The sequence below is a fragment of the Pantoea sp. Mb-10 genome (assembly GCF_021272205.1).
In the GTDB taxonomy this organism is placed as follows: Bacteria; Pseudomonadota; Gammaproteobacteria; order Enterobacterales; family Enterobacteriaceae; genus Pantoea.
In genome coordinates, this window is the sequence record NZ_JAJSDX010000001.1 from 389799 (window position 1) to 403279 (window position 13481).

The window sequence follows — 13481 nt, forward strand, 5'->3', positions numbered from 1 at the left end:
CGGTTTCCTGCACGCCTCAGGTCACGCTGCGCGCGTGCTCGAAGGCGTCTAATGTCTTTTTACGTGCATCCTTATGATCAACGATGGGCGCCGGATAATCGAGCGTCTTGTGATTTTTCTTTGCCCACGCGTGGGGCTGATGAATATCGCTGTCGGGCACACCCTCCAGTTCGGGCAGCCACTGACGGATAAAAGCCCCTTCGCTGTCAAAGCGTTCGCCTTGCGTCGTGGGATTGAAGATGCGGAAATAGGGCGCGGCATCGGTACCGGTAGAGGCGGCCCACTGCCATCCCCCATTGTTCGCAGCCAGATCCCCATCAATCAGCTGCTGCATGAAATAGCGCTCGCCTTCGCGCCAGTCGATCAGCAAATCTTTCACTAAAAAGCTGGCGGTAATCATGCGCAAGCGGTTGTGCATCCAGCCCTGCGCATGCATTTGCCGCATCGCGGCATCCACGATGGGATAACCGGTTTTACCCCGCTGCCACGCCTTGAAATGTGCGGCATTTTTTTGCCACGGCACATGACGCGTCCAATCGACAAACGGCTGGTGCTTGCACAGCGCGGGATAAGCGACCAGCAGATGCCGATAAAATTCGCGCCAGATCAGTTCGTTGATCCACGTGAAGGCTTTGCCCCCTTTCAGCGCATCCGGATGCTCCGTTAGCACGCGGTGCAAACATTGACGGGGTGAAAGCACGCCGGTGGCAAGATAGGCAGACAGGCGGCTGGTCCTGTCCAGGGCCGGCAGATCGCGCTGCGCCGGATAGTCCATCACCGCCGTTTTTGCGAAGTGGCGCAGTTTTTTCAAGGCCGCCTCCTCGCCTGCCGGGAACAGGGTGGCATCAACGTCCTCTGAGGCATAATCGAAAGCAGGAATCGCTTTTGCCGGTTTAAGCGGTGCGCCGCTGCGCGCTTTGGGCGCGTGGACGCACTCGGGCATCCCCTGCTCAAGGCGCTTCACAAACGCTTTACTGAACGGTGTAAAGACCTTAAACATCTCTCCACTGCCGGTTTGCACGCTGCCGGGCGGCAGCAGTAGGCTGTCATCAAACCCCTGACAAATCACGCCCTGTGCATCAAGACGCTTTTCCGCCGCCGCGTCGCGCTGACGCTCGTTAAATTCATACTGATAGTTATAAAAAAGCCGGTCAACCTTGTGCTGTTCACAGAAGTGGCAGAGGTAGTCCACCGATGCGGAAAAATCGTCGCACTGGTGATAGGCGAGCTCGATGCCGCGCTCGGCCAGCGCGGTTTGCAAATGGCACAGGTTTTGGTGAATGAACACCGCTTGCTTGGGTGACATGTGATGCTGCTGCCACTGTCCGGGCGTCGCAATAAATAGCGCAATAACATGGGCATCGCTATCTCTGCATGCCGCAGCAAGCGCGGTATTGTCGTTGATGCGCAGATCGTTACGCAGCCAGAGTAAATGGGTCGACATACTGGCCCTCTTTATTGCCCATAGCGCAGACGCAGCGCTTCGGGATAGGGATCAAAATAGCGTTGGCGCGCGAGCCACGGATGCGGATACTCCGCCATGTAATGCTTCAACATCGTAATGGGTACCAGCAACGGCTGAACCCCTTGGCGGTAACGATCGATGAGCTGGGCGAGTTCCTGACGCTGGGCGGAGGTTAGCTGCGGACGAAAATAGCCCTGAACGTGCATCAGCACATTGGTGTGGTTACGGCGTGATGCCTTGTGCGACATCAGCTGCATCAAACGATGACGGTATTCGAATGCGTACTCATCAAGGGAGTCCCACTGATCCATCGCCGCCACAAAGCGCCCCATTTCGCGGTACTCTTTCTGCGCGTGCGACAGTAAAAGCAACTTATAACGGCTGTGGAAATCCATCAATTTGTGACGAGTCAGGCCGCTGCGCCACATTTCGTTGAACTCGTGAAGCGCGTAAACGCGTGAAATAAAGTTTTCACGAATCGCATCGTCATGCAGGCGACCATCCTCTTCCAGCGGCAGCCAGGGCATCTCTTTTTGCAGAAAAGAGGTAAACACACCGGTGCCGGCTTTTTGATTGTCGTTGGTATCGGGCTGATAGACGCGCACGCGCTCCAGACCACAGCTGGGTGATTTAGCGCATAAAATGTAACCGCACAGGTGATGCAGTGATTTCACCCGCTCTTCGGACCAGCTGCGCATGGCTTCCGTGACCTCCTCTCCACCGTCTTTACTGAAACAGAGATGAATCTCGTCATCGCCCTTCTTCACCAGGCGCAAAGCCGGACGTGGCGTAGGGAGGCCAATCGCCATTTCAGGACACACCGGTTCGAAGTGGATATAAGGCGTGAGTTGGTCAGTTGCAAAAGCAAAACGCTTGTGGCCACCGTCAAATCGGACCTGATTCCCGAGCAGGCAAGCACTGATACCGACCGGAATTTTATCGCTCATACTTGTACAACCTCTAAAAACTTGTAGAGGTTTAATTGTAGCTGAAAACGCGCGAGATAACAGAGGGGAAGCGGGCTAAGCGGCGAAAATTCATATAAAAAAACCGGCGCCTGGGAGCAGGAACCGGTTCATTACGGCAGCAGGATACTTACCAATACGTGCCGCCAGCGGCTTCGGACTGGGCGAGCCATACCGGCTTGTTACTGGTTTTACACCACATGCGGTGAAGATAACTGTAAAAGCGCGCGCGATCGGCACGGAACAGCATAACCGGTAAAGCCAGCAGCCCCACTGCCACCACCAGCGTGCGGCGGAGCAGAATTTTAGAAAGTGGATAAGACCTGTACATCGCGTCCTCCTGGTCGTGCGTCGCGTTAAAATGTGATCCGTGTCTAATATTACTCCGCATCGATTATTTTTACTACTCCTCTGACCACTGATTGGCGGTTTTTTCAACCTCGGCGCGCGGCGCCACGCCCGCATGATTGCCGCTTAACGGGTGGAGATATCGTTACGGACGCCATGATTATTTATTGATAAAGTAAGGCGTTACCCCCTTTTGCCAGGAGTCAGCGTGCCGACCATTTTGATCGTGGAAGATGAAAAGGAAATTCGCCGTTTTGTGCGCCTGGCGCTGGAAAACGAAGGCCTCAAGATTGTTGAAGCGGGCGAACTGCAACGTGGTTTAATCGAAGCGGCGACGCGTAAACCGGATTTGGTGATACTCGATCTCGGCTTGCCAGACGGAGATGGAACCGATTTTATCCGCGAAGTGCGGCAGTGGAGCAGCTTGCCGGTGATTGTCTTATCAGCGCGCGACGACGAGCAGGATAAAATCGATGCGCTGGATGCCGGGGCGGACGACTACCTCAGCAAACCTTTTGGTATTGGTGAACTACTGGCACGCGTTCGCGTGGCCCTGCGGCGTCATCAGCGCACTCAGCCCGAACCGGTGGTGCGGTTTGGTGAAGTCAGCGTTGATTTAGCGGGTCGGCGCGTACAGCGCAACGGGGAAGAGGTTCATTTGACCCCGACGGAGTTCCGCCTGTTGAGCTTGCTCCTGAATAACGCCGGAAAAGTGCTGACGCAGCGCCAGCTCCTGAATCAGGTGTGGGGGCCAAATGCGGTTGAGCACAGCCACTATTTGCGCATTTATATGGGCCATCTGCGGCAGAAGTTGGAAAGCAACCCCACGCAGCCAAACCATTTGCTCACTGAAATCGGGATAGGTTACCGCTTTATGCCATAAAAAAAGGCCGCATTCGCGGCCTTCCATGTTTTCGCCCGATCAGGCGTTTTTCAGCACTTCACTGACAATCTCGACCGCTTCTTTCTCAATCTGCTGGCGATGCTCCGTCCCGAGGAAACTTTCGCAATAGATTTTGTAGGCATCTTCCGTGCCAGACGGACGCGCCGCAAACCAGCCATTTTCCGTCATCACTTTCAGGCCACCGATAGAAGCACCGTTGCCAGGCGCTGCCGTCAGGCGCGCGGTGATAGGATCGCCTGCCAGCGTATCGGCGCTGACCATTTCAGGTGACAGCTTCGACAGCGCCGCTTTCTGTGCGGACGTCGCGGGCGCTTGCAGACGGTTGTAGCTAGGTGCACCAAAACGTGCGGCCAGTTCATCATAGTGTTGCTGAGGATTTTTACCCGTCACCGCCGTGATTTCTGCGGCCAGCAGGCACAAGATGATGCCGTCTTTGTCGGTAGACCATGCAGAACCGTCAAAGCGCAGGAAAGAGGCACCTGCGCTCTCTTCGCCGCCAAAACCAAAGCTGCCATCAAACAGGCCATCGACAAACCATTTGAATCCGACGGGCACTTCCACCAGCTTACGGCCAATGTCGTTAACCACACGGTCGATCATGGCGCTGGACACCAGCGTTTTACCGACCGCTACCTCAGCGCCCCACTGCGGACGATGCTGGAACAGATAGTTGATAGCCACAGCCAAATAGTGGTTCGGGTTCATCAGGCCTGATGGCGTAACGATACCGTGACGGTCGTAATCCGGGTCGTTACCAAATGCGAGATCAAACTTGTCTTTATAAGCCAGAAGACCCGCCATCGCGCATTCAGACGAGCAGTCCATGCGCACCACACCATCTTTATCCAGGTGCATAAAGCGGAAAGTTTGGTCAATAGCATCGTTAACGATGGTCAGATCCAGATTGTAATGCGCGGCGATGCGCTGCCAGTAAGCCATACCGGAGCCGCCCAGTGGATCAACACCGATTTTCAAACCCGCTTTCTGGATGGCGGCAAAATCAATCACCTGAGCCAAACCTTCAACGTAAGGCTGGATGAGATCCTGCTCGATAATGTGACCGCTTTTCCACGCCTGATCCAGTGGCAGCCGCTTCACATCTTTCAGTTCGCCTTTGATCAGCTGGTTCGCACGATCTTCCACCACTTTGGTTACATTGGTGTCTGCGGGACCGCCGTTAGGTGGATTATATTTAATGCCGCCATCTTCCGGTGGATTGTGCGACGGCGTGATCACAATGCCGTCCGCCTGGGCGCCGCCGCGCTTGTTATGCTCAAGAATCGCGTTAGAGATCGCAGGCGTTGGCGTATAGCCATTATCCTGCTGCACGATCACATCTACGCCGTTGGCGGTCAGCACTTCCAGCACCGACAGAATCGCGGGCTCAGAGAGCGCATGGGTATCTTTGCCCACGTAACACGGCCCGGTGATACCATTTTTTGCACGCTCTTCCGCGATCGCCTGAGCAATAGCCAGAATATGCGCTTCATTGAAGCTGTGACGTCCCGCGCTGCCGCGGTGGCCAGAAGTGCCAAATTTCACCGCGTGGTCCGGGTTTGCCGTATCCGGCTTCAGGACGTAATACTGCGAGGTTAACTGTGCAACGTTAATTAAATCGCTCTGCTGGGCAGGCTGCCCGGCACGAGGGTGATTGGCCATTGGCGCTTCTCCCTGACGCTTCCGTTAAATGGTGCCGCAAACTTTCTCGGTCAATTCCTGAGGGAATTGCATGGCCAGCATGATGTGTTCCACCATGCTGCATTTGCGGCCTGTATTGGTGTTCGTAATTACCCAGTATGGCGTACCCGGCACATGTCTGGGCTTGGTGTGGGTGCCATTTTGCAGCAGCGTGTGCTCATCACCCGCAAAATAGACGCGGGTGCGCCCCTGCAGTGACGCAGTGGCGTCAGCAAACGCAGCGGGATCAAGACGATAAAGCGTTGACAGAACCAGCATAAAGCGGTTTACCGCCCGCTTCTGCTCCGCATATTCGTCAGAAAGCAACAACTCACGCACGGCGCGCACACGGTCTTGAGGACGCGCTTCACTGCGGGTGGGCTGCGTCTCTTTTGCCGACGAGCTTACCGCTGCGGCGGCGGTAGTGCTTTGCCCGGCGGTGAATTTCAGCATGCGCCGCAAAATGTCAGACGCGCTTTCACCAATGTGCTGCGTGTGGCTGGCAATATAACGGTAGAGTTCTTCGTCAACTTCGATCGTTTTCATCGTATTCCGTACAATTCTGGCAAAGGGTAGAACCGCGCGTTGATGCCGTTATAAGCAGCATAAAACGTGAGCCAGTTCTAACATAAGGATTATAAAGTTAAATCCGTGACAGTCGAAAGCGCTGGCATCAATTCCATGTAAAAGTCGGAATATGCCCTAATGCCCGTTCGGCTGGCTCCTGGACAGGTTAATCCATGATACCCTAAGCCCGGCTCTCAACCGTAAGAACTTTAACCATGATTTTGAACGCCCGTCTGCAAACTGAACAATCCGCCGTCCACGGCGACCCTATTCTGCTGATTCACGGCCTCTTTGGCAGCCTGGATAATCTGGGCGTGCTGGCGCGCGGCGTGCGCGATGCGCGCCCTACCCTGCAGGTTGATGTGCGAAATCACGGTCTTTCACCACGTAGCGACGAGATGCGTTATGCCGCTATGGCGCAGGATATCGTGGACACGCTCGACGCACAGGCAATCGAACGCGTGGATGTGATTGGCCACTCCATGGGCGGCAAAATTGCCATGGCGCTCAGCGCGGTTGCCCCGCAGCGCATGGGCAAAATGGTGCTTATCGACATCGCCCCCGTGGATTATCAAATCCGCCGCCATGATGAGATTTTTGCCGCCATTCGCGCCGTAACAGCAGCAGGCGTCACGCGCCGCAGTGAGGCGGCAGCGCTGATGCGACAGCATATTGCAGAAGAAGGCGTCATTCAGTTTATCCTCAAATCCTTCGTTGACGGCGAATGGCGCTTCAACGTGTCGGCGCTATGGGATAACTATGCAGCGATTTCCGGATGGGAAACGGTGCCGCCCTGGCCCCATCCGGCACTGTTTATTCGCGGCGGCGATTCGCCCTACCTCGACGGACAGCACCGTGAAGCGCTGTTGCAACAATTCCCACAGGCTCAGGCGCACGTTATCAGCGGCGCGGGCCATTGGGTGCATGCAGAGAAACCGGACGCGGTGCTGCGTGCCGTGCGCCGTTTTTTTAATCTGTAAAAGCAAAAGCTTGCCAGTGATGGTTTAGGATTGGCTTCATAGATAGCGCTGGAGTATGATGTCGCGCTAAAAATTTGCTGCGGGTGTTTTTTCACCGTGGCATGGCCGATAAATGTTTACATCGCGCAGCGCCTTTTCGCCGTTCGCGCCCACGCAGTTTCTCAAATCATGGCAAAAGAACAGACAGATCGAACTACCCTCGATCTCTTCGCAGATGAACGGCGTCCGGGTCGCCCTAAAACCAGTCCGCTGACGCGTGATGAACAGCTGCGTATTAATAAGCGCAACCAGCTTAAGCGCGATAAAGTTCGCGGCCTACGGCGCGTTGAGCTAAAGATGTCGAGCGAGGCGGTTGAGGCGTTGAACAGCTTGGCCGAACAGCAAAACATCAGCCGCAGCGAGCTGATTGAACACATGCTGCTGGCACAGCTCAAGCTGCGTTAGCACGTGCAGACCGCACTCAGGAGCACAAAGTCACCTTGCTGAGCGTTCCGACCTTTTTGCGGTTCTGCTATTATTCGCACTATTACACCGTCAATTCACTGACTTTCACATTCAGGATTTAAGAGGTTACTTAGCCCATGGCAATCGTAGGCATTTTCTTCGGCAGCGATACCGGCAACACTGAAAACATTGCGAAAATGATCCAGAAACAACTGGGTAAAGATGTTGCCGAAGTGCACGACATTGCCAAAAGCACCAAGGAAGATCTCGAAGCATTCGACATTTTGCTGCTAGGCATTCCTACTTGGTATTACGGCGAAGCACAGTGTGATTGGGACGACTTCTTCCCAACGCTCGAAGAGGTGGATTTCAACGGCAAGTTGGTCGCGCTGTTTGGCTGCGGTGACCAGGAAGACTACGCCGAATACTTCTGCGACGCGATGGGGACCATTCGTGACATCATCGAGCCTAACGGCGCGGTGATTGTGGGTCATTGGCCCACTGAGGGTTATCACTTTGAAGCGTCAAAAGGCCTGGCTGACGACAAGCACTTCCTGGGCTTGGCGATCGATGAAGATCGACAGCCTGAGCTCACGAATCAGCGCGTTGACGCATGGGTTAAGCAGATTTACGACGAACTGCAGCTCAAAGCGATTATCGAAGCCTGATCCCCTTTCCCAATGTGGGTTTCGGCTCACATTGGGGCAACGGATTTTCCTATAAAAATAATAGCTACGTTTTTTTAACTTTCCCCGTTAATTCTGTAGAATACCCATAACGGTCATCCGCTTATTCTTCAGCGCAGTAAGACGCTGAGTGAAATGAAAAACAAAGATCAGCACGATCCCCGCCGGCATTAGCGATTTTTCTCCCTATGGCCCTTGGTGATTTCCGACAATTCCGCTGGTTTTCATTTCGCTGCGCGAGCTCTATAATGAGACGCAAATGAGAATGCGTGATGCCCCAAACATCCAAGGCCGCTGCGCCGTAAGTGACTCGCAAAGTAACAGGACAATATCCGCATGACTGACAACAATTCCGCATTGAAGAAGGCTGGCCTGAAAGTCACGCTGCCCAGATTAAAAATTCTGGAAGTGCTTCAGGAACCCGAGTGCCATCACGTCAGTGCGGAAGATTTGTACAAACGCCTGATTGATATGGGTGAAGAAATTGGTCTGGCAACGGTATATCGCGTCCTTAACCAGTTTGATGACGCAGGTATCGTTACCCGCCATAACTTCGAAGGGGGTAAATCCGTTTTCGAACTGACCCAGCAGCATCACCACGATCATCTGATTTGCCTGGACTGCGGCAAAGTGATCGAATTTAGCGATGACTCCATCGAAACACGTCAGAATGAGATCGCCACGCGCCACGGCATCAAGCTCACTAACCACAGCCTGTACCTGTACGGACACTGTGCGCTGGGCGACTGCCGTGAAGACGAGACGCTGCACGATAAGTAATCGCCATCGTTATGGCCTCTCCGTAAAAAACCGGTGCTTGCACCGGTTTTTTTCTGTCTGCGATCAGGCGATCAGCGTTTCCTGCAGATAGCGCCAGCGCGGAATCGCGGTGCTGCAATCTAGCACGGCCAAAGCAATACGACTTTGGTTAGTGCCGTTCATCATCTGCACTTCACGATACTGAATGACAATTTCCTTGCCCTGCTGCGAAATAATCGCATGCTCACTGGTCGCAATGCGCATCCCCTCGCGCTGACCGTGCAGCTGACGAAACAGCGTCTCGACCTGATTAAAATCCAGCTGCTTGCCCTGCGGCGTGACCATCGTAAATTCAGGATGAAAGTGAGACAAAAACAGATCGATACTGTCATCCTGCGCGCTCGATTGATTGAAAATCCGTTCAATAAGCTGATGCAAGATGACGACGCTGTACCGTGCTTCCTGTGCGAGGTTTATCATTTTTTTCCTTAGATAACGCGCAATGATCTGTTTTAGAGCGCATAGCCTACCTGAAAAAAAATTTTTCACACTTGCAATTGGATTAATAATTCTAAAGTCAGAAAAGTCGTAACGTGCGGATAAATGGGGAGTTTTACCGGCGTAGCACAAACTGTTAGCTGCGGCGTCAGGCAGACAATAAAAAAGGGCGAATGCTCGCCCTTGCGTGATTATATTGGGTTAATGGCAAAAAATATTAGTCGCCAATTTTCGTCCAGGTGTCACGTAATCCAACCGTGCGGTTGAACACTAACTGCGTCGGCTGCGAGTACACGCTGTCGGCGCAGAAGTAGCCTTCACGTTCAAACTGGTAAGGTGAAGACGCTGCCGCCTCGCGCAGACCCGGCTCAACAAAGCCGTGTTTGATAGCCAGCGAGTCCGGGTTAATGGTGGTGAGGAAGTCGTCCGCTGCGGCCGGATTCGGCACGCTGAATAAGCGGTCGTAAAGACGGAACTCTGCAGGCAAACCGTGGATAGCAGACACCCAATGAATAACGCCTTTCACTTTACGGCCATCCGCCGGATCTTTGCTCAGCGTATCCACGTCACAGGTGCAGTAAAGACAGGTGATATTGCCATCTTCATCTTTTGCCACACGCTCCGCACGAATCACATAGGCATTGCGCAAACGCACCTCCTTGCCCAACACCAGTCGCTTGTACTGCTTATTGGCTTCCTCACGGAAGTCAGCGCGATCGATCCAGATTTCACGGCTGAACGGCACTTCACGCGTGCCCATCTCCGGTTTACTCGGATGATTCGGCATGGTGAGCATTTCTTCGTGACCGGCTGGCAGATTTTCAAGCACCACTTTGACTGGGTCCAGCACGGCCATCGCGCGCGGCGCATTCTCGTTAAGATCGTCACGAATGCAAGATTCCAGCGACGCCATCTCCACGATATTGTCCTGCTTGGTCACGCCAATACGGCGGCAAAACTCGCGGATAGACGCCGCCGTATAGCCGCGACGGCGCAGGCCAGAAACGGTCAGCATGCGCGGATCGTCCCATCCTTCCACCACGTTCTCGCTCACCAACTGGGTCAGCTTACGCTTCGACATCACCGCGTATTCGAGATTCAGACGCGAGAATTCGTACTGCCGTGGGTGCGCAGGAATGGTGATGTTATCCAGTACCCAGTCATAAAGGCGACGGTTATCCTGGAACTCCAGCGTACACAGCGAATGGGTAATGCCTTCCAGCGCATCAGAGATGCAGTGGGTAAAGTCGTACATCGGATAGATGCACCACTTATTGCCTGTCTGGTGATGTTCGGCAAATTTTATCCGGTACAGCACCGGATCGCGCATTACGATGAAGTTGGACGCCATGTCGATTTTCGCGCGCAGGCAGGCTTTACCCTCTTCAAATCCACCGTCGCGCATCTTCTGGAACAGCGCCAGGTTTTCCTCAATGCTGCGGTCGCGATAAGGGCTATTTTTACCCGGTGCCGTTAAAGTACCGCGATATTCGCGAATCTGCTCGGGCGAAAGTTCGTCAACGTAGGCGAGTCCTTTATTGATCAGCTCAACGGCATAATTAAAGAGTTGATCAAAGTAGTCTGAGGAGTAACGAATGTTGCCGCTCCACTCAAAGCCCAGCCATTGCACGTCACGCTTGATGGATTCAACGAACTCCAGATCTTCTTTAACCGGATTGGTGTCGTCAAAACGCAGGTTGCATTCACCTTGGTAATCTTGCGCAATACCAAAGTTCAAACAAATTGATTTCGCATGGCCAATATGCAGATAACCATTGGGCTCAGGCGGGAAACGGGTATGCACACGGGTGTGCTTACCGCTCGCCAAATCTTCGTCGATGATCTGACGAATAAAGTTCGTTGGGCGGGCTTCAGCCTCACTCATTTCAAAATCCTCAAACAATAGCGGGTGATTGGTATCACGAAGTAACGGAGTATGATCCACAAAGCGCTGACGGGAAACAACCGTTTGTTGGCGGTTTAAAATAAAAAAGGCAGGAATCGCTTCCTGCCTTTTCGCTGACATCAAGAACTTATTTTTTAATTTCGTACAGGGGCGTGACGCCGGCCACCACAGAACCGCTGGCGAGCAGCGTCAGTCCGGCAAACTCATCACTGTTGCTGACCACTACCGGGCTTATCATTGAGCGCGCGTGGGCATTAAGGAAAGCCAGATCCATTTCCAGCACAGGTTGACCGGCCTGCACGGCGTTCCCCTCTTCCACTAAGCGGGTAAAGCCTTTGCCCTCCAGCGCAACCGTATCCAGCCCCATATGCACCACGATCTCCACGCCGTTGGCGGTTTCAAGGCAAAACGCATGGTTGGTGTTAAAGATTTTCACCACGGTGCCTGCGGCGGGTGACACCACCGTTTTGTCCGTGGGTATTATCGCCAGCCCGTCGCCTACCGCTTTACTGGCAAAGGCTTCATCCGGCACGGCATCAAGGGCGACAATGTCACCGCTCACCGGCGCCACCAGCGTCGCCACGACCTGGCGTTCGCTGTTCAACACGGCCTGGGGCTTCGCGGCCGGGACAGGTTCAGCCGCAGAAGAGGCCGCTGTCGCCGCAACCGGACCTTTGTGCAGTACGGTTTTCATTGCACTGGCGATGATTTCCGCCTGCGTACCGACAATGATCTGCACGCTCTGTTTATTGAGGCGAATCACGCCCGATGCCCCGAGACGCTTGGCCACGCCTTCATTTACCTGACTTGAATCTTTCACGTTTAAGCGTAAACGGGTAATACAGGCGTCGATGTTAGTGAGATTCTCTGAACCACCAACGGCGGCAATATAGCGACGCGCGAGCGTTTCTGTCTGCGTTTCGTTGCTGCTGCTTTGATCGACATTAACGTCGTAGCCGTCCGTTTCATCCCCTGCAGACAGTTCACGGCCTGGCGTCATTAAATTGAATTTCTTGATGGTGAAACGGAACACCACGTAATAAATGACAAAGAACACCAGCCCTTGTGGAATCAGCATCCACCAGTGAACGGCAAGAGGGTTACGCGTCGACAGCACCAGATCCACCAGCCCGGCGCTAAAGCCAAATCCGGCAATCCAGTGCATGCTAGCCGCAATAAATACCGAGACGCCGGTTAAAAATGCGTGGATGAGATACAACACTGGCGCCACAAACATGAACGAAAATTCCAGCGGCTCAGTGATGCCCGTAAAGAAGGCGGCAAACGCGGCAGCCAGCATGATACTGCCAACCTTCACGCGATTTTCCGGGCGGGCGCAGTGATAAATCGCCAGCGCGGCGCCGGGCAAGCCAAACATCATAATGGGGAAGAAGCCGGCCTGATAACGTCCCGTGATACCCGGCACGCCGGTACCGTTGGCAATGGACTGCGCGCCTCCCAGGAACTTAGGAATGTCATTAATGCCGGCCACATCGAACCAAAACACCGAGTTCAGCGCGTGGTGCAGGCCCACAGGAATAAGCAGGCGGTTGAAGAACGCGTAGACACCCGCGCCCACTGACCCCAGTTTTTGGATGTGTTCACCAAAGTTCACCAATCCGTTAAAGATCAGCGGCCAGATGTACATCAGCACAAACGCCACGATGATCATCAGGAAAGAGACCAGAATCGGCACCAGGCGACGCCCGCTAAAGAAGGCCAACGCTTTAGGCAATTCAACGTGGCTGAAACGGTTGTACACCTCTGCGGACATAATGCCCACCAGAATACCCACGAACTGGTTACTGATTTTGGCAAAGGCGGCAGGCACCTGCTCCACCGGCATCTTCTGTATCATCGCGACCGCAGCGGGCGAGCACAGCGTAGTGACCACCAGAAAGCCCACATACCCCGACAGTGCCGCCGCGCCATCTTTATCTTTTGACATGCCATAGGCCACGCCAATCGCAAACAGCACTGACATGTTATCGATAATGGCGGAACCCGACTTGATCAACAGCGCCGCTAAGGCATTGCCAGCCCCCCAGCTGTCCGGATCGATCCAGTACCCCACGCCCATAAGTATTGCCGCTGCCGGCAGGGTCGCGACGGGCACCATCAGCGCCCGTCCGACCTTTTGCAGATATCCTAAAATACTCACCCTATTCTCCCCCTATGAGACTGGCATCTGACCGTGCGTGGGTTGTCGTTTTTATCCCACGGGACGGTGTGAGTGACCCTTTTCACTCCGATGCGCAGTGTAAAGATAAATTATTTCGCCT

13 protein-coding genes are annotated in these 13481 nt (G+C 54.0%); 5 read left to right on the forward strand and 8 right to left on the reverse strand.

From position 1 onward, the window contains the following. Window positions 1-16: 16 nt before the first annotated feature. The 3 genes from phrB to LU196_RS01840 all read right to left on the reverse strand — a co-directional run bounded on the left by phrB (window position 17) and on the right by LU196_RS01840 (window position 2761). The gene (gene phrB / locus LU196_RS01830) at window positions 17-1444 is read right to left on the reverse strand and encodes a deoxyribodipyrimidine photo-lyase (RefSeq protein ID WP_232758029.1); all 1428 of its coding nucleotides are present in this window, start codon (window positions 1442-1444) and stop codon (window positions 17-19) included. 11 nt (window positions 1445-1455) lie between these two features. Then, the gene (locus tag LU196_RS01835; protein WP_232758030.1) at window positions 1456-2412 is read right to left on the reverse strand and encodes a 2-thiouracil desulfurase family protein; all 957 of its coding nucleotides are present in this window, start codon (window positions 2410-2412) and stop codon (window positions 1456-1458) included. A gap of 148 nt (window positions 2413-2560) precedes the next feature. Then, complete coding sequence (locus LU196_RS01840) at window positions 2561-2761, reverse strand: YbfA family protein (protein ID WP_232758031.1); 201 nt, start codon at window positions 2759-2761, stop codon at window positions 2561-2563. Between the two features lie 225 nt (window positions 2762-2986). On the opposite strand from LU196_RS01840, the gene kdpE reads away from it, so the two are divergent. Next, entirely contained in the window at window positions 2987-3661 is a 675-nt protein-coding gene (kdpE, locus tag LU196_RS01845; protein ID WP_232758032.1) for a two-component system response regulator KdpE, read from the forward strand. Between the two features lie 39 nt (window positions 3662-3700). On the opposite strand, the gene pgm is transcribed toward kdpE, so the two are convergent. Further along, complete coding sequence (gene pgm / locus LU196_RS01850) at window positions 3701-5341, reverse strand: phosphoglucomutase (alpha-D-glucose-1,6-bisphosphate-dependent) (RefSeq protein WP_232758033.1); 1641 nt, start codon at window positions 5339-5341, stop codon at window positions 3701-3703. Window positions 5342-5365: 24 nt separating this feature from the next. Continuing rightward, complete coding sequence (gene seqA, locus LU196_RS01855) at window positions 5366-5905, reverse strand: replication initiation negative regulator SeqA (RefSeq protein ID WP_232758034.1); 540 nt, start codon at window positions 5903-5905, stop codon at window positions 5366-5368. Window positions 5906-6141: 236 nt separating this feature from the next. On the opposite strand from seqA, the gene ybfF reads away from it, so the two are divergent. From ybfF to fur, 4 genes are all read left to right on the forward strand, one after another. Then, the gene (ybfF, locus tag LU196_RS01860) at window positions 6142-6906 is read left to right on the forward strand and encodes an esterase (RefSeq protein WP_232758035.1); all 765 of its coding nucleotides are present in this window, start codon (window positions 6142-6144) and stop codon (window positions 6904-6906) included. 168 nt (window positions 6907-7074) lie between these two features. Next, complete coding sequence (gene ybfE / locus LU196_RS01865; protein ID WP_232758036.1) at window positions 7075-7350, forward strand: LexA regulated protein; 276 nt, start codon at window positions 7075-7077, stop codon at window positions 7348-7350. Window positions 7351-7487: 137 nt separating this feature from the next. Continuing rightward, window positions 7488-8018, forward strand: coding sequence for a flavodoxin FldA (gene fldA / locus LU196_RS01870; protein ID WP_232758037.1), 531 nt, complete (start codon window positions 7488-7490; stop codon window positions 8016-8018). 354 nt (window positions 8019-8372) lie between these two features. Continuing rightward, a complete protein-coding gene (gene fur / locus LU196_RS01875) occupies window positions 8373-8816 on the forward strand; it encodes a ferric iron uptake transcriptional regulator (RefSeq protein WP_232758038.1) in 444 nt (147 codons plus the stop codon). A 63-nt stretch (window positions 8817-8879) separates the two neighbouring features. On the opposite strand, the gene LU196_RS01880 is transcribed toward fur, so the two are convergent. The 3 genes from LU196_RS01880 to nagE all read right to left on the reverse strand — a co-directional run bounded on the left by LU196_RS01880 (window position 8880) and on the right by nagE (window position 13354). Beyond that, window positions 8880-9275 (reverse strand): hypothetical protein, encoded by a 396-nt coding sequence (locus tag LU196_RS01880; RefSeq protein ID WP_232758039.1) that lies wholly within the window; start codon window positions 9273-9275, stop codon window positions 8880-8882. Window positions 9276-9510: 235 nt separating this feature from the next. Continuing rightward, a complete protein-coding gene (glnS, locus tag LU196_RS01885; protein WP_232758040.1) occupies window positions 9511-11178 on the reverse strand; it encodes a glutamine--tRNA ligase in 1668 nt (555 codons plus the stop codon). Window positions 11179-11326: 148 nt separating this feature from the next. After that, window positions 11327-13354 carry an N-acetylglucosamine-specific PTS transporter subunit IIBC gene (gene nagE, locus LU196_RS01890; RefSeq protein WP_232758256.1) on the reverse strand — a complete coding sequence of 676 codons (2028 nt, stop codon included), beginning with the start codon at window positions 13352-13354 and terminating at the stop codon, window positions 11327-11329. Window positions 13355-13481: the final 127 nt, after the last annotated feature.

Excerpts from the sequence above, each read along its gene's own strand:
- ybfE (WP_232758036.1), top strand. The coding sequence starts at position 7,075 with ATGGCAAAAGAACAGACAGATCGAACTACCCTCGATCTCTTCGCAGAT.
- phrB (WP_232758029.1), bottom strand. The coding sequence starts at position 1,444 with ATGTCGACCCATTTACTCTGGCTGCGTAACGATCTGCGCATCAACGAC.
- glnS (WP_232758040.1), bottom strand. The coding sequence starts at position 11,178 with ATGAGTGAGGCTGAAGCCCGCCCAACGAACTTTATTCGTCAGATCATC.
- LU196_RS01880 (WP_232758039.1), bottom strand. The coding sequence starts at position 9,275 with ATGATAAACCTCGCACAGGAAGCACGGTACAGCGTCGTCATCTTGCAT.
- fldA (WP_232758037.1), top strand. The coding sequence starts at position 7,488 with ATGGCAATCGTAGGCATTTTCTTCGGCAGCGATACCGGCAACACTGAA.
- fur (WP_232758038.1), top strand. The coding sequence starts at position 8,373 with ATGACTGACAACAATTCCGCATTGAAGAAGGCTGGCCTGAAAGTCACG.
- seqA (WP_232758034.1), bottom strand. The coding sequence starts at position 5,905 with ATGAAAACGATCGAAGTTGACGAAGAACTCTACCGTTATATTGCCAGC.
- LU196_RS01835 (WP_232758030.1), bottom strand. The coding sequence starts at position 2,412 with ATGAGCGATAAAATTCCGGTCGGTATCAGTGCTTGCCTGCTCGGGAAT.
- LU196_RS01840 (WP_232758031.1), bottom strand. The coding sequence starts at position 2,761 with ATGTACAGGTCTTATCCACTTTCTAAAATTCTGCTCCGCCGCACGCTG.
- ybfF (WP_232758035.1), top strand. The coding sequence starts at position 6,142 with ATGATTTTGAACGCCCGTCTGCAAACTGAACAATCCGCCGTCCACGGC.
- pgm (WP_232758033.1), bottom strand. The coding sequence starts at position 5,341 with ATGGCCAATCACCCTCGTGCCGGGCAGCCTGCCCAGCAGAGCGATTTA.